The organism is Flavobacterium sp. DW-iso2 (genome assembly GCF_058725285.1).
In genome coordinates this window covers 16,559-32,181 of the sequence record NZ_JBZXDY010000003.1, presented here as the reverse complement: position 1 = coordinate 32,181, position 15,623 = coordinate 16,559, and the positions used below count along the sequence as shown (strand labels likewise).

Below are 15,623 nucleotides of genomic sequence, written 5' to 3'. Positions count from 1 at the left end.
AAAAAATGAAAAGATTATTGATTGTAACATTTGTTATTGTTGCCCAAATGAGCTTTGGTCAGGTAACTAAAAATTTAGGTGATTTTAGTGATATCAAAGTATTTGATAAACTTAAAGTTACACTAATTTCATCTTCAGAAAATAAAGCAGAAATTTCTGGTAATAGGGAAAGTGAAGTTGAATTTGTTAATAAAAATGGAGAATTAAAAATAAGAATGCCATTCCCTAAATTATTGTCTGGTGATGATATTACTATTAAATTATATTTCAAAAACATTGAAAGTATCACTGCTACTGAAGGTTCGGTTGTTTCCTGCGATACTAGTTTTCAACAAACGATCATGGATTTAAGTGTAAAAGAAGGAGCACAGATTAATGTTGATATAGACGTTCAAAAAGTAAATGTAAAAGCTGTCACTGGTGGAATTATTGAATTATCTGGTAAAGCTTTAAATCAAGATGTTGTTATTATGTCTGGTGGAATTTTACAATCTAAAGAATTACATACCTCACAAACCTCAATAAACGTTTCTGCGGGAGGAAATGCAGAAATACATGCTAGTACTCTTGTTGATGCAAAAGTTAAAGCAGGAGGCTCGATTTACATTTATGGAAGTCCAAAACAAATCAATAAGGAAACGTTATTTGGTGGAACTATCGTAGAAAAAAAATAATCTGTAGTTATAAATTTTAATGGTAAACGATATTTTATCTGGAATTCCTTGGGGGATTTTCTTAAGTTTTATGATTGGGCCTGTTTTTTTTATTTTACTTGAAACGAGTATTTTAAAAGGATTTAGAGCTGCAATTGTTTTTGATTTAGGTGTTATTTTAGGTGATATCGTGTTTATTGGTATTGCTTACCTGGGTAGTTATCGATTAATTCAATCTTTAAAGGATAAACCTGCACTCTTTATTTTTGGAGGTATATTGATGTTGGCTTACGGCGCAATTTCTTTTATTAGTCTACGAAAAGAAAAGAAGATTGATACTATAGCAATTGATAAAGAAATTATTAGAAAAGATTATCTCAGTCTTTTTATCAAAGGATTTTTCTTAAACATTATTAATATTGGTGTGCTTGGTTTCTGGTTGGCAATCATTATTTCGGTGGGGCCAAAATTAGATATGCAAACTTCGAGAATGGTGACTTTTTTTACTGCGGTAATTATCAGTTATTTATTAGTAGATTGTATTAAAATACTATTGGCTAAACAGTTAAAAACAAAAATGACACCTTCTAATATCCTAAAAATTAAAAAAGGAATCAGTATTGTTCTAATGGTTTTTGGAATGATTTTAATAACACAAGGTTGGTTTCCTGAAGAAAAAGAAATGGTTAAAAAAGCATTTCAAAAAATAGAGAAATGATTTAGTTGTTGTTTTAGTTAATAATTTAACCTCTCATAGTAGAGGTTTTTTTACGCTTTATAGTAAAACAATCATTCCTATTATTTGTCACGCTGCAAGCATCTCAGTGAAGCTGCCCATGTATCTAGAGACACTTTCAGCGAAACAAACTAAGCGGTGAAGTTTATGGAAGTATAGTGTGTTTTGTTATTGGGTTATTTTCTACTGATAATTGGTTTAAACCTACTTTATGGAAAATACCAAAGGAGTTTTCTCCTAAGTCGAAATGATAAGTTTGAGAGTATTAAACATAAAAAAACCTCCAAGTTTTCTTGAAGGTTATAGAGGCAGCGCGCGGATTCGAATCTACCTTTAATAGATTTTTCTAAAAAAATGGAACATAAAAAAACCTCCAAGTTTCCTTGAAGGTTTTAGAGGCATCGTGCGGATTCGAACCGCAGTAGGAGCTTTTGCAGAGCCCAGCCTAGCCACTCGGCCACGACGCCATTTATTGAATGGATGGCAAAAGTACTTAAAAAGTTTAGAGTTTTAAAGTTTAAAGTTTAAAAGTTTTAAAAAAATATTCTTTTTTGACTATAAAACGCTTTTTAATTTTAAGTATAAGCAAAGGTTTTAACTTCTGTATTCTTCTAATTCTACAGTAACCGCTTCAACATCACCACCAATAGGAGGATTTAATTTTGACACTCCTAATAGTATTCTAGATACTTCTGGAATTTCACCAAAGACGCGTGTAATTATCCTTTGTGCCACATGTTCGAGTAAGTGAGAGCGAATTTCCATTTCTTCGACTACAATTCTATTCAACAAGACATAATCTACAGTATCATGCAGGTCATCTGACAGACAAGATTTACGTAAATCGGTTTTTATTTCTAGGTCAATCGAATAATCGGAACCAATTTTTCCTTCTTCGATCAGGCAACCATGATAAGAGTAGGTGCGGATATTTTTTAATTTAATAGTTCCCATTTTGAGTATCGTCTTTTATTAGCTTATTTTTTATTTTATAAAAGTACGAAATATTTGAATTTTATTAGCCTAAAAACAAATAACCAAATCATGGATTCGCTTTTTAACCAACAATTTTGATAACTTTGCTACTTTAATACAACATTATGTCTACAGAAGAAAAATCACTTCACTTTATAGAACAGATTATAGAAGAAAGCTTAGCAAATGGTTTTCCAAAGGAGCAACTTCGTTTTCGTTTTCCGCCGGAGCCAAACGGCTATTTGCATATCGGTCACGCTAAATCGATTTGTCTAAATTTTGGTTTGGGATTAAAGTACAATGCCCCAGTTAATCTACGTTTTGATGATACTAATCCCGCTAAAGAAGAGCAGGAATATGTTGATGCCATAAAAGAAGATTTACTATGGTTAGGATATAATTGGACTGAAGAACGATATTCTTCTGATTACTTTCAGCAGCTGTATGATTGGGCGGTTGAAATGATTAAAAACAATAAAGCTTATGTAGACAGTCAGTCTTCTGAAGATATGGCTATTCAAAAAGGATCACCTACGCAACCTGGAGTAGACGGTCCTTATAGAAACCGTTCTGTAGCTGATAATTTAGCTTTATTCGAAGCGATGAAAAATGGAGATTACCCAGAAGGGAGCCATGTTTTACGTGCCAAAATAGATATGTCATCAACAAATATGTTGATGCGCGACCCTTTAATGTACCGCGTTTTACACCGTCATCATCATAGAACAGGAAATGATTGGAAAATTTATCCTATGTATGACTACGCTCATGGCGAAAGTGATTATGTGGAGCAAATTTCGCATTCAATATGTACATTAGAATTTGTGATGCACCGTGAGTTATACGATTGGTTTTTAGACCAAATTTATGATAAAAATAAGGTAAGACCACATCAATATGAATTTGCTCGTTTAAACCTGAATTACACGGTAATGAGTAAGCGAAAGCTATTGCAATTGGTTCAGGAAAAAATAGTTAATGGATGGGATGATCCTAGAATGCCTACGATTTCTGGTTTAAGAAGAAGAGGGTATACTGCTGCTTCTATCCGTAAATTTTGTGATATCATAGGTGTTGCAAAACGGGAAAATGTAATTGATGTATCGCTTTTAGAATTTTGTCTTCGTGAAGATTTAAATAAAACAGCGCCTCGAGTAATGGCAGTTTTAGACCCAGTTAAATTAGTAATTACTAATTATCCTGAAGATAAAGAAGAGTCATTAGATGCCGAAAACAACCAGGAAGATGATGCTGCAGGTTTTAGAAAATTGCCTTTTTCGCGTGAATTATACATAGAAAGAGAAGATTTTCTTGAAGTGGCTCCAGCTAAATTCTTCCGTTTAAGTATCGGGAATGAAGTTCGTCTTAAAAATGCATATATCATTAAAGGTGAAAGTGTTGTAAAAGACAGTGAAGGTACTATTACTGAAATCCATGTTACTTATGATGAAGATAGCCGAAGCGGGAGTGGGAGTGAAGCTTCTCAACGGAAAGTAGCTGGAACCTTGCATTGGGTTTCCATAAAACATGCCATTGAAGCAGAAGTTCGTTTGTACGATCGTTTGTTTATTGATGAAGCGCCAGACAGTCATAAAGAAAAGAACTTTTTGGAATTTATGAATACTAATTCTCTCGAAATAGTAAAAGGTTTTGTAGAACCAGGTTTAGCTTCTAGTACCGCAGGAGATAAATTTCAATTCCAACGTTTGGGTTATTTCAATACAGATAAAGATAGTAGAGAAGGTAAACTAGTTTTCAATAAAACAGTTGGACTTAAAGATGCTTGGGAAGAAAAAGGCAAGAAAGAAAGTAATTTATTGATGAATACACAAAAGGAAATCAATAAATATGTTAAAGAAAAAGACGCTGAGAATGCTGATTTGATGTTGGAAAATATCGTTTCTAATATAAAAAGTATTGATAACTTTAGTTTGATCAATCAAACAGTTGTCAAAAATGTAAAAAATGATAATAACGCGTTATTGTTTGCTAATTTAATTTTACTGCACTCTGATAAAGTGCAACCAAAGGATATCGAAAAAGAGGTTTTGACAAAATTATATACCATGTCTTTAAAAAGTCAATTGGCTGCCGTTAGAATTGTAGCAATTCAGAATTTAAGTACGGATGCTGTTAATTTTGATGAATTTAAAGATCAACTTACAGAATTGAGAAATACAGAGAAAAATGAAAAAATTTCATATTTATTAAATGACTTGGAACTATAAATTTATTCTTCAAAGAATAGATTTTAACAATACTAAAACACCTGCTTAAGGTGTTTTTTTTATTATTGTTAAAATCTATTAATTAATACATCTTAATTGTTTTTTTTTATTAAAAATGGCTCGCATAGCGCTTGATTAAGCTAATTTTATTTTTTAAGTATTCTGCAGTATAACCTGTGTTGTTTTCAGTAAGTAGTAAGCTTTATATAAACTTTGAGGCTTAATTAAACTACTTTAATAGCTTATTAACATCTCCTTGTTAATAAAATTTGTACCTTTATGATATTATTAATTAAATATAACTAGTTATGTCAAAGAATACAGGAAATACGATTTTAGCAATTTTAACTGGAGCAGCTATTGGAGCTGGTGTTGGAATTTTATTTGCTCCAGATAAAGGTTCAAGAACAAGAGTTAAAATTAAAGATGGTTACAAAGATGCTCAAAAGGATTTACAAAAAAAGTATGAAGAACTTTCAGATGAAGTAAAAACAAAATTCTCTACTACAAAATTTGATTTTGAAGGAAGTTATGACGATTTACTTTCAAGTATGAGTCATAAAACCGAAGATGTAATTAGTTTCTTAGAAATTAAATTAGCAGAGTTAAAAGAGAAAAACGCAAAACTTCAAAAATAATGAAGAAGATTTAAATTTTAAAATAAATAAATAGTATATGGCATTTGAAGAAATAAAGGAGAACGTTGAAGATATTCAAGAACAGGCGCAAGCGTATATTGAAAATAATTTAGCCTATTATAAATTGCGAACTTTCAAAATGGCGATGAAATCAACGACGACGATTTTAAAGTTTTCTTTGATACTTTTAGGTTTCAGTATGGTTTTGTTATTCCTTTCTTTAGCTTTGGCTTTTGCTATTGGAAATTATTTTGATAGTTATCCTTTTGGATTTCTAATTATTGGAGTGTTTTATCTTCTTGCTACGGGACTTTTATTTTTAGTTAGAGACAAGGTAGTGGAAGGACCTTTATTAGAGAAATTTTCAGATATATTTTTTAACGACTAAACTAGATTATGGGAACTAAAAAATATTCATCGTACGCTCAAATTGACAGGGAACTGGAGATTTTAAAGATTGAAAAAGAAATTAGTTATCAAAAAATCGTTTTGGGTTACTATAAAACGAAGGAAAGTATAACTCCGCACCATTTGTTAAACAATTTCCTAGGCTCTTTTAAATCGGCCTTTACCGGTTCATACGGAACCATATTAAATGTGGCAGTTCCATTTATAATCAAATGGATAATCGATAAAAAAAGAGGCTGAAAAGCCTCTTTTTTGTTATAATAATAAGTTTTATTCTTCCGTTTCAGGACTTTCTTCCTCTTTTTCTTCTATGGGAAGAATTTTTTGAGTTTTTGTCTTCTCTTTTCGACTTCCTTTTTTCATAGATTCTCCTACCATGTTACTAGCGGTAAAACTGGCAACCATATTATTTAACATGTCGCTACCAGCTTGTGGCGAATTAGGTAATAAGATTAAGTTAGAGTTGGTATCTGCACCAATGGCTTGTAAGGTGTCATAATGTTGTGTAACCACAATTAAAGCTGAAGCTTCCTGAGAATTGATACCAACCCTATTCAGTACATCTACACTTTCTACTAGTCCTCTAGCAATCTCTCTTCTTTGATCTGCAATACCTTGCCCTTGTAAGCGTTTGCTTTCTGCTTCTGCTTTCGCTTTAGCTACAATTCTAATTCGTGATGCTTCCGCTTCAAATTCTGCTACGGTTTTTTCTCGATCAGCAGCATTTATTCTATTCATGGCATTTTTGACTTGAATATCTGGATCTATATCAGTTACCAAAGTGTTAATAATTGTATAACCGTAAGTGGTCATCGCTTCGTTCAACTCTCTTTTTACAGCAATGGCGATATCATCTTTTCTTTCAAAAACATCATCTAATTTCAATTTTGGAACTTCGGCGCGTACTACATCAAATACATAAGAAGTAATTTGGTCATGCGCATATTCCAGTTTATAAAAGGCATCATAGACCGTTTCTTTGACTACCATAAATTGAACAGAAACTTTTAGTTTAACAAAAACATTGTCTTTAGTTTTGGTTTCTATAATTACATCTAATTGTTGGATCTTTAGATTTACTCGTCCTGCGACTCTATCAATTAGTGGAATTTTTAGTTGTAGTCCTGAATGTCTGACGCTGTGAAATTTACCAAATCGTTCGATGATAACTGAGGTTTGCTGCTTCACAGTAAAAAAAGAAGACATGAAAATAAATAATCCAATAACGAGAAGGATAATTAAGGTAATATTCATAAGTGTTATTATTTAGGTTAATAAATTACCGTTAAATTACAAAAAAACTTTGGTTGATTAATGTTTAATGAAATAATGTTAAAAAGCTTTATTGTACATCAAACTTAATTTTGATTATACATCGCATAATGCAAAGGAAATAGGATTGCCGATAAATAAAACAAGCCTCCGTATTAGACGGAGGCTTGTTTTTTTATAAAGTAATTATGGCTTTTTCAATTCTGGTAATTGTTTCTTTTTTCCCAATGAGTTCCACAATGTCAAATAGGTGCGGGCCTTTTAAAGCACCAACCAAACTCAAGCGGAAAGGTTGCATTACTTTTCCCATTCCAATTTCGTTTATCACCAGCCAGTCTTTTATTATAGTTTCGATGTTGGTTGAAGTGAAATCAGTTATTTCTTCCAGCACAGAAATCAGTTCTTGCATTAATGCAGGCGTTTCTGCTTTCCAGTTTTTGCTTGCTTTTTCATCGTATGCTATTGGTGCAACAAAAAAGAAATCACTCAGATCCCAAAATTCTGAAATGAAATTAGCTCTTTCTTTTATTAGACTAACGATTTTTGTCAATTGATTTTCAGAAGTAGAAATATCTTTTTCAGCAACAATAGGAGCGAAGGCTTTTGCCAAATCATCGTCTTTTTGCTTGATTAGATATTGGTGGTTGAACCATTTATTTTTTTCAGGATCAAATTTAGCGCCTGCTTTATGAACACGGTTTAAATCAAAAGCTTCTACTAGTTCTTCCAAAGTGTATATCTCCTTGTCTGTTCCATCGTTCCACCCTAATAAAGCAAGGAAGTTTAGTACTGCTTCCGGGAAAAATCCTTTTTCTCTATAGCCAGATGAAATTGCTTCTTCCGTTTTCCATTCTAAAGGAAATACAGGGAATCCTAGTTTATCTCCATCTCGTTTGGATAATTTTCCGTTTCCAATTGGCTTCAAGATCAAGGGTAGGTGTGCAAATTCTGGTGCATCCCAACCAAATGCTCTGTACAATAGAACGTGTAGCGGCATAGAAGGCAACCATTCTTCTCCACGAATAACATGCGATGTTTCCATTAAATGATCATCGACAATATTAGCTAGATGGTACGTTGGCATTCCGTCACTTTTAAACAATACTTTGTCGTCTAGTAAACTGGTTTCAAATTTCACATCCCCACGAATGATATCTTGTAAATGCAATGTTTCACCCACTGGAGTTTTAAAACGGATTACATAAGCATCACCGTTCGCGATTCTTTTGGCCGTTTCTTCTGCAGAAATTACCAGAGAAGTATCTAGTAATTCTCTATTGGTATGATTGTAAATAAAGGTGTTCCCTTTTTCTTCTTGTTCTTTTCTTGCTGCATCAAGTGCTTCAGCGGAGTCAAAAGCATAATATGCCCAACCCGTATCGATTAATTGATCAGCATATTCTCTGTACAAAGGTTTTCTTTCGCTTTGACGGTAAGGACCAAATTTTTCATTTTTTCCTATAGTTTCATCAGGAGAAATTCCTAACCATTCTAATGCTTCCAAAATATACGCTTCAGCACCTGGAACAAAACGGTTTTGATCTGTATCTTCAATACGTAAAAAGAAAATACCCTTATTTTTCTTGGCAAACAAATAATTGAATAGGGCGGTACGCACTCCGCCAATATGTAATGGTCCAGTTGGACTTGGTGCAAAACGCACCCGAACTTGTTTAGACATTATAATTGATTTTTTGCAAATATAATTCTATTTCTATTCATTACTTCATATTTACAGGTATTCGTTTGTTCATGACAGCAAACCAAAGTGGTGGAAAAAATGATAAGACCATAGATGTTGGATACCCATAAGGCATCTGTGGAGACAGGTCATGGTATTCTAAAAATTGATATTTTTTTTGAGATTTATAATGGTGATCACTATGTCTGGTGAGTTCATACAAAATGATTCTTCCTAATACATGATTGGAGTTCCAGGAATGTTTCTCGTTTACACGTTCAAATCTGCCAGATGCAAGCTGCTTTCGTTTTAATCCATAATGCTCAATATAGTTGATGGTTTCCAGCAATAAAAACCCAACGATTCCCGAAAATATAGCTAATAGTAATCCTTTGAAGCCAAAAAAGTAATAGATTGTTATTAAATAGCTCGCTTGAATAATGGTAAACCAAAACATATCATTTTTTATGGAGAGGAATGATCGATTATCAATTTTATTTAAATTTTTTTGAATTTTCCATGCTTTCAAATATGTTCCAGTCACAGTTTGAAGCCAGAACGAATATAAATTTTGATTGTATCTTGCCGTTGACGGATCGGCCGGAGTTGAAACATGTAAGTGGTGCCCATGATTGTGTTCTATGAAAAAGTGGGTATAATGACTTGGTATCAGAAGTATTTTTCCCATTACTTTTTCAAAGATTGTTGTTCTATGTCCTAATTCGTGCGCAACATTTATCCCGTTTGCTCCCAGAATAATTCCTAGGCTTAGCGTCATTCCTATAATTTCATATATTGGCAGTTCATATTTTGTAATTCTATACAAACTAAATAGAATTCCTCCATAAACTATAGGGACGTTTAGTATTAGTAATATATCAAAAAATTTATTATTTAGGCGGTTTGCAACGGTGTCACTATCGTAATTATTGGTGTCAATGGGCAAAATTGATTCTAATATTGGAATCAATACAAAAGCAAACAATAAAGCAGAATAGGACCAGAAGCCACCAAAATAAATTCCTATCATCGCTACAATGGGAATACTAAATGCGAATAAATATTTCATGGTGTAATTTTTATTAAATATAGTAAATTATTGTTCCTTTTATTATATGGATTAATTACAACAGATTTTTTTTAACAAGTATACTTTAATATAAATTACTACATTTATTGGTTATTAAAAAAATGTCAAATTTTGGAAACGGAGCAATATATTTATCAAAAGTTAGAAGCATTTATTAGGAAGTATTATACCAATGAGTTGATCAGGGGAATTGTGCTCTTTATCGGTTTAGGATTGTTGTATTTTTTATTTACGCTTAGTGTTGAATATTTTCTTTGGCTCAAACCAATGGGAAGATCGATTTTATTTTGGACTTTCGTTGCGGTAGAGTTAGTGCTGTTGTGTCGCTTTATTTTATTTCCGATATTTAAATTATTCAAATTCCAAAAAGGAATAGATTACGAGCAATCTTCTAAGATTATAGGTAAGCACTTCACTGATGTCAATGATACACTGACTAATTTTCTGCAATTATCGAATACAGATAAACAGGAGCAATCCTCTGAGTTGCTTTTAGCTTCTATCGATCAAAAAGCAAATGCGTTGCAACCAATTCCTTTTGGTAGTGCTATAAATTATAGTTCTAATAAGCGGTATATTCCTTTGGCAGTTGCTCCTATTTTGTTGTTTCTCGTCTTTTATCTTTCCGGAAACAATGCTGTCATTTCTCAAAGTCTGAATCGGGTGGTGCATTTTAACGAGACGTTTTTACCTCCAGCACCTTTTAAATTTGTTTTACTGAATAGTAATCTACAAAGCGAGCAGAACGAAGATTTTATGCTGAAGGTTAAAACAGTTGGTAATGTGGTTCCTGAGAATGCTATGATTTTCATTAATGGAGAAAGTTATTTCATGGAGAATATCAAATCAGGAGAGTTTCAATTTAAAATTAGTAAACCTGTTACGGATGTATTCTTTCATTTAGAGGGCAATGCTATTTCTTCTGATGAGTATCATTTGAAGGTCATTTCTGTTCCTACGATTTCTAATTTTGATATGCATTTAAGTTACCCGTCGTATTTGAATAGAAATTCAGAAGTAGTTAAAGGAACGGGGAATGCTGTAATTCCGGAGGGGACAAAAGTAACATGGAAAATTAATTCATTAGCGACTGAAAATATTGCTTTGTTGGATGGAAAAGCTCGTTTTTTGTTTCATAAGGATGATAATACGTTTTTATTGTCTAAAAATGCAACCCAAAACTCAGACTACCAAATAGTTACTTCTAATAAGCATGTAAAAGATCACGAAAAATTGAATTATCAGCTTACAGTGATAAGAGATCAGTTTCCATCTATCAATGCAAGCCATGCTCCGGATAGTTTAAAGGTAGATAGGAGTTTTGTTTTGGGTCAAATAGGTGATGATTATGGTTTGTCTAAATTGCAAATCGTGTATTATCCAAAGAACAAACCAGAGGTTGCTAAACGTGGAACCATACCAATAAAGACATCTGGATATGAACAGTTTTTGTTTTCATTTCCTGGTGGATTAGCAGTTCAGCAGGGAGTTTCTTATGAGTATTATTTTGAGGTTTTTGATAATGATGTGTTGCATGGTTATAAAAGCTCAAAATCTTCTGTGTTCAGTAACCGTATTGTGACTGATGAAGAAAAGAAAAGTGAATTAATACAACAGCAAAACGACAATATTAATAGTCTTCAAAAGTCATTAAGTAATCAAGATAAGCAATTATCTGAAATTGATAAGTTACAAAAGTCGGGTAAAGAGAAAGACCAATTTGAATTTAAAGACCAGCAAAATGTAAAAGATTTTATTCAGCAGCAGCAGCAGCAGGATGAAATGATGAAGCAGTTTGCAAAGAAAATGAAGGACAATTTGGATCAATTGAAAACGATTCCAAAAGATGAATTGAAAGAAGAGTTAAAAAAGCGTTTGGACAAAGCAGATGAAGATTTAGAAAAGAATCAGAAATTGCTAGAGGAATTAAAGCAATTAAACGATAAACTTAAGAACGAGGAGTTACTCAATAAATTAGAACAATTCAAACAGAATAGTAAAAATCAAGTGAAGAATTTGGAGCAGTTAGTAGAATTAACTAAGAAGTATTATGTAGAAAAGAAGGCGGAACAGTTAGCTGATAAATTAGATAAACTTGCCGATAAGCAGAATAAATTAGCAGAGGATGAAAAGGAAAATTCTGCCGACAAGCAAAAGAAGATTAACTCAGAGTTTGATGCTATTCAAGAAGAATTAAAGGACCTCGATAAAGACAATCAAAAATTAAAATCTCCTATAGACTTACCTAATGATGATGCTGTAGATAATAGTATAACTGATGATTTGAAGAAAGCAAGTGAGGAGCTTCAAAAAGAAAACAAAGCAAAGGCAAAGCCAAATCAGAAGAAGGCGGCTAGTAAAATGAAGTCCATGGCAATGAAAATGGCAAAAGGTTTAGAGGGTAGTGAAAAGGAACAGATTGAAGAAGATGTGAAAATGCTTCGGCAAATAGTGGATAATCTTTTAGCTTTTTCGTTGTCTCAGGAATATGTTATGATGCAATTTAGAGATTTAAAAAGAGGTTCTCCATCATATAATAAAAATATTAAACTGCAGCAGGATTTAAAATTACAGTTTAAACATGTTGATGATAGCTTGTTTGCAATGTCGCTACGTAACCCAAAAATAGCTGAAGGTATTACTAAAGAGATAGGGAATGTTCATTACAATATTGATAAATCTTTAGTCGATTTATCAGATGCTCAGGTGCCAAAAGGGTTATCACATCAACAATACGCAGTATCGTCTGCTAATAGATTGGGTGATTTTTTGAGTGATATTTTGAATAATATGCAAATGTCTTTGTCTGGCATGGGTTCTGGGAAACCAAAACCAGGAGGTGGGAAGGGAATGCAGCTTCCGGATATTATTAAAAAACAGGAAGGTCTGGCGGACAAAATGAAAGATGGAATGGAGAAGGGGCAAAAGCCAGGTAGTGGTAAAGACGGGAAGTTTGGAGAAGGTAGTAAGACAGGGAAAGACAGTTCGCAAGATGGAGGAATGGGAGAAGGAGATGCGCAAGCTTTGTTGGAAATATATAAAGAGCAAAAGCAACTACGAGAGGCATTAGAAAGCGAACTAAAGAAACAAGGTTTGGGAGATAGCGGTCAGAATGCTTTGGAGCAGATGAAACAAATAGAAAAGCAGTTGTTGAATAAGGGATTTAAGAACGAAACATTGCAAAAGATACGGAATGTAAAGCAAGAATTGTTAAAATTAAACACAGCTATTCAGCAGCAGGGAGAGGAAAAGAAGCGTCAATCTGAGAGTAATATAAGGGAGTTTAATAATGAATCTAAACCATTGCCAGACGTATTGTTAGATTATTTAAATAGCATTGAGATATTAGATAGACAATCGTTACCTTTGCGCTCGAATTTTAACCGCAAGGTTCAAGAATATTTTAATAAAAAATGATCGATTTTAATTACGAAAACGAATACAACCTAGACAATGAAGAGGCTATTGCAAACTGGCTTTCAGCAGTGATTGTGTCTGAAGGCAAGAAAGAAGGAGAAATTAATTACATCTTCTGTGATGATGAATATTTACACAAAATTAACCTTGAGTATTTGAGTCATGATACGCTTACGGATATTATCAGTTTTGATTACACGATGGGGAATGAAATTAGCGGCGACATATTTATTTCTGTGGAACGTGTTCAGGATAACGCTGCTGATTTTAAAGTAGGTTTTGAAGAAGAACTTAAAAGAGTTATGGTTCACGGAATCCTGCATTATTGTGGATACAAGGACAAAGGAGAAGATGATGAATTGTTGATGCGCTCTAAAGAAAATGAAAAATTAGCGCTGTTCCACGTGGAACAATAGTTTGCTGATTATACTAATTTAGATTTTTGTTTCACGTGGAACAAAGGGAAAATAAATTAGCTATTGGCATGATGGTTTGAAAATGTTTCACGTGGAACAACTTTAAATGATTCGGTAATCAGATAAGAGTTGTGGTGCAGGAAGTGATAAAATAAATTGAGGTTTCAAAAACATAATTTTTTTTTGTATTGGAATCTCACCCCCGAATATCGGGGCAAATTCATATAATAAGATGTTTCAAGAAGAATATGATGTGATTGTTGTGGGTGCTGGACATGCCGGTTCTGAGGCTGCTGCTGCTGCTGCTAATTTGGGTTCAAAAACTTTATTGGTGACCATGAGTCTGCAAAACATTGCGCAGATGTCTTGCAATCCCGCTATGGGAGGAATCGCGAAAGGGCAAATCGTTCGGGAAATTGATGCGCTCGGCGGATATTCCGGTATTGTCTCAGACAAAACGGCAATCCAATTCAAGATGTTGAACAAATCAAAAGGACCTGCGATGTGGTCGCCACGAGTTCAAAGTGATCGTATGCGATTTGCTGAGGAATGGAGAATGATGTTAGAAGGAACTCCGAATCTTGATTTCTATCAGGAGATGGTGAAAGGGCTGTGGATTGAAAACGGAAAAATCAAAGGAATTACCACGGCACTCGGAATCGAAATAAAAGCAAAGTCTGTAGTGCTGACCAATGGGACTTTCCTGAATGGAATTATTCATATTGGCGATAAAAATTTTGGTGGGGGTAGAGCGGGTGAAAGTGCCTCTCATGGAATTACTGAGGATTTAATTAATGCTGGCTTTGAAGCTGGAAGGATGAAAACTGGTACACCTCCAAGAGTGGATGGACGGTCTTTGGATTATTCAAAAATGAACGAAGAAAAAGGAGATGCTAAACCAGATAAGTTTTCTTATTCTGATTTGACCTCGCCTTTAATTCATCAAAGATCTTGTCACATGACTTATACTTCGTTAGAAGTGCATGATATTTTAAGAGAAGGTTTTGATCGTTCTCCAATGTTTAACGGAAGAATAAAAAGTCTAGGGCCAAGATACTGTCCGTCGATTGAAGATAAAATTAATCGTTTTGCTGATAAAGAAAGACACCAGTTGTTTATCGAGCCAGAAGGTTGGAAAACCTGTGAGGTTTATGTGAATGGTTTTTCTACTTCACTTCCAGCAGATATTCAATATAAGGCGATGCAATCTGTGGCTGGTTTTGAAAAAGTGAAATTTCTACGGGCGGGTTATGCGATCGAATACGATTATTTTCCGCCAACGCAGTTGAAACATACTTTAGAAACGAAATTGGTTGAAGGTTTATATTTTGCCGGACAGATTAACGGAACGACGGGTTATGAAGAAGCAGCTTCTCAAGGATTGATGGCTGGAATTAATGCGCATTTAAAAGTCCACGAAAAAGCGCCTTTAATCTTAAAAAGAGACGAAGCCTATATTGGAGTGTTGATTGATGATTTGATTACCAAAGGAACAGAAGAACCTTATCGTATGTTTACATCGAGAGCGGAGTACAGAACGTTATTGCGTCAAGATAATGCTGATTTTAGATTGACTCCGATGGCACACGAAATAGGTTTAGCTTCTGAAAAGCGTTTGCGTCGTATGGAGCATAAATTGAAAGAGTCGGAGAAAATGGTATCATTTTTCAGAGAGACTAGTGTTAGTGTTGCAGAAGCAAATCCAATATTAGAATCAAAGGATACTGCGCTTATTACTCAAGGCGATAAATTGTTTAAGGTTTTCTCTCGTCCGCAAATTGACATGGACGACATTATGAAATTTGATAAAGTGATAACCTATATCGAAGAGAATGATTTAGATCAGGAAATTTTAGAGCAAGCAGAAATTCAAGTCAAGTATTCTGGTTACATCGACAAGGAAAGAAATAATGCGGATAAGTTGACTCGTTTAGAAGATGTGAAAATCCCAGAAGACTTTGATTACGATAAAATCAAATCAATGTCTATTGAAGCTAGACAGAAGCTGGGTAAGATTCGACCAGTAACTATTTCTCAGGCATCGAGAATCAGCGGAGTTTCTCCTAGTGATGTTTCGGTACTGTTGATTTATATGGGAAGATAAGAAAG

General features: G+C 33.7%; 13 protein-coding genes and 1 tRNA gene. 9 read left to right on the top strand and 5 right to left on the bottom strand.

Translation table 11 applies throughout. The features are described 5' to 3' along the window. The first annotated feature begins 5 nt into the window (after positions 1-5). Complete coding sequence (locus AC4PRO_RS02825) at positions 6-674, top strand: head GIN domain-containing protein (RefSeq protein WP_492116231.1); 669 nt, start codon at positions 6-8, stop codon at positions 672-674. A 19-nt stretch (positions 675-693) separates the two neighbouring features. Beyond that, positions 694-1,371 (top strand): LysE family translocator, encoded by a 678-nt coding sequence (locus tag AC4PRO_RS02820; protein ID WP_074720339.1) that lies wholly within the window; start codon positions 694-696, stop codon positions 1,369-1,371. A gap of 414 nt (positions 1,372-1,785) precedes the next feature. On the opposite strand, the gene AC4PRO_RS02815 is transcribed toward AC4PRO_RS02820, so the two are convergent. Together AC4PRO_RS02815 and folB are read right to left on the bottom strand one after the other, a co-directional pair. Then, a tRNA-Cys gene (locus AC4PRO_RS02815) sits at positions 1,786-1,856 on the bottom strand. Between the two features lie 127 nt (positions 1,857-1,983). After that, positions 1,984-2,343 (bottom strand): dihydroneopterin aldolase, encoded by a 360-nt coding sequence (gene folB, locus AC4PRO_RS02810; RefSeq protein ID WP_074720337.1) that lies wholly within the window; start codon positions 2,341-2,343, stop codon positions 1,984-1,986. Between the two features lie 146 nt (positions 2,344-2,489). Here folB and AC4PRO_RS02805 point away from each other — a divergent pair, with 146 nt between their 5' ends. The 4 genes from AC4PRO_RS02805 to AC4PRO_RS02790 all read left to right on the top strand — a co-directional run bounded on the left by AC4PRO_RS02805 (position 2,490) and on the right by AC4PRO_RS02790 (position 5,878). Further along, positions 2,490-4,592, top strand: a complete 2,103-nt coding sequence (locus AC4PRO_RS02805) for a glutamine--tRNA ligase/YqeY domain fusion protein (protein WP_492116230.1) — start codon at positions 2,490-2,492, stop codon at positions 4,590-4,592. A 308-nt stretch (positions 4,593-4,900) separates the two neighbouring features. After that, positions 4,901-5,230, top strand: coding sequence for a YtxH domain-containing protein (locus AC4PRO_RS02800; protein ID WP_492116229.1), 330 nt, complete (start codon positions 4,901-4,903; stop codon positions 5,228-5,230). A gap of 37 nt (positions 5,231-5,267) precedes the next feature. Beyond that, the gene (locus tag AC4PRO_RS02795) at positions 5,268-5,618 is read left to right on the top strand and encodes a competence protein (RefSeq protein WP_492116228.1); all 351 of its coding nucleotides are present in this window, start codon (positions 5,268-5,270) and stop codon (positions 5,616-5,618) included. 8 nt (positions 5,619-5,626) lie between these two features. After that, positions 5,627-5,878 (top strand): DUF6327 family protein, encoded by a 252-nt coding sequence (locus AC4PRO_RS02790; RefSeq protein ID WP_492116227.1) that lies wholly within the window; start codon positions 5,627-5,629, stop codon positions 5,876-5,878. Positions 5,879-5,908: 30 nt separating this feature from the next. Here the strand turns inward: AC4PRO_RS02790 and AC4PRO_RS02785 are convergent, their stop codons facing one another. From AC4PRO_RS02785 to AC4PRO_RS02775, 3 genes are all read right to left on the bottom strand, one after another. Next, entirely contained in the window at positions 5,909-6,892 is a 984-nt protein-coding gene (locus AC4PRO_RS02785; protein WP_492116226.1) for an SPFH domain-containing protein, read from the bottom strand. 193 nt (positions 6,893-7,085) lie between these two features. Next, positions 7,086-8,591, bottom strand: a complete 1,506-nt coding sequence (gene gltX, locus AC4PRO_RS02780) for a glutamate--tRNA ligase (RefSeq protein ID WP_492116225.1) — start codon at positions 8,589-8,591, stop codon at positions 7,086-7,088. A gap of 40 nt (positions 8,592-8,631) precedes the next feature. Further along, on the bottom strand, positions 8,632-9,660 hold the full coding sequence (locus AC4PRO_RS02775; RefSeq protein ID WP_492116224.1) for an alkane 1-monooxygenase: 1,029 nt from the start codon (positions 9,658-9,660) through the stop codon (positions 8,632-8,634). A gap of 132 nt (positions 9,661-9,792) precedes the next feature. Here AC4PRO_RS02775 and AC4PRO_RS02770 point away from each other — a divergent pair, with 132 nt between their 5' ends. The 3 genes from AC4PRO_RS02770 (at position 9,793) to mnmG (ending at position 15,618) form a co-directional block, all read left to right on the top strand. Beyond that, a complete protein-coding gene (locus tag AC4PRO_RS02770; RefSeq protein WP_492116223.1) occupies positions 9,793-13,098 on the top strand; it encodes a hypothetical protein in 3,306 nt (1,101 codons plus the stop codon). Next, positions 13,095-13,514: an rRNA maturation RNase YbeY gene (ybeY, locus tag AC4PRO_RS02765; RefSeq protein WP_074720319.1), complete on the top strand. Its 420-nt coding sequence runs from the start codon at positions 13,095-13,097 to the stop codon at positions 13,512-13,514. Before AC4PRO_RS02770 ends, ybeY begins: the two co-directional genes overlap by 4 nt. Positions 13,515-13,746: 232 nt before the next feature. Further along, positions 13,747-15,618 carry a tRNA uridine-5-carboxymethylaminomethyl(34) synthesis enzyme MnmG gene (gene mnmG / locus AC4PRO_RS02760; RefSeq protein ID WP_492116222.1) on the top strand — a complete coding sequence of 624 codons (1,872 nt, stop codon included), beginning with the start codon at positions 13,747-13,749 and terminating at the stop codon, positions 15,616-15,618. The last annotated feature ends 5 nt before the right edge of the window (positions 15,619-15,623 follow it).

Excerpts from the sequence above, each read along its gene's own strand:
- gltX (WP_492116225.1), bottom strand. The coding sequence starts at position 8,591 with ATGTCTAAACAAGTTCGGGTGCGTTTTGCACCAAGTCCAACTGGACCA.
- AC4PRO_RS02790 (WP_492116227.1), top strand. The coding sequence starts at position 5,627 with ATGGGAACTAAAAAATATTCATCGTACGCTCAAATTGACAGGGAACTG.
- ybeY (WP_074720319.1), top strand. The coding sequence starts at position 13,095 with ATGATCGATTTTAATTACGAAAACGAATACAACCTAGACAATGAAGAG.
- AC4PRO_RS02795 (WP_492116228.1), top strand. The coding sequence starts at position 5,268 with ATGGCATTTGAAGAAATAAAGGAGAACGTTGAAGATATTCAAGAACAG.
- AC4PRO_RS02800 (WP_492116229.1), top strand. The coding sequence starts at position 4,901 with ATGTCAAAGAATACAGGAAATACGATTTTAGCAATTTTAACTGGAGCA.
- AC4PRO_RS02825 (WP_492116231.1), top strand. The coding sequence starts at position 6 with ATGAAAAGATTATTGATTGTAACATTTGTTATTGTTGCCCAAATGAGC.
- AC4PRO_RS02785 (WP_492116226.1), bottom strand. The coding sequence starts at position 6,892 with ATGAATATTACCTTAATTATCCTTCTCGTTATTGGATTATTTATTTTC.
- mnmG (WP_492116222.1), top strand. The coding sequence starts at position 13,747 with ATGTTTCAAGAAGAATATGATGTGATTGTTGTGGGTGCTGGACATGCC.
- AC4PRO_RS02805 (WP_492116230.1), top strand. The coding sequence starts at position 2,490 with ATGTCTACAGAAGAAAAATCACTTCACTTTATAGAACAGATTATAGAA.
- AC4PRO_RS02820 (WP_074720339.1), top strand. The coding sequence starts at position 694 with ATGGTAAACGATATTTTATCTGGAATTCCTTGGGGGATTTTCTTAAGT.
- folB (WP_074720337.1), bottom strand. The coding sequence starts at position 2,343 with ATGGGAACTATTAAATTAAAAAATATCCGCACCTACTCTTATCATGGT.
- AC4PRO_RS02775 (WP_492116224.1), bottom strand. The coding sequence starts at position 9,660 with ATGAAATATTTATTCGCATTTAGTATTCCCATTGTAGCGATGATAGGA.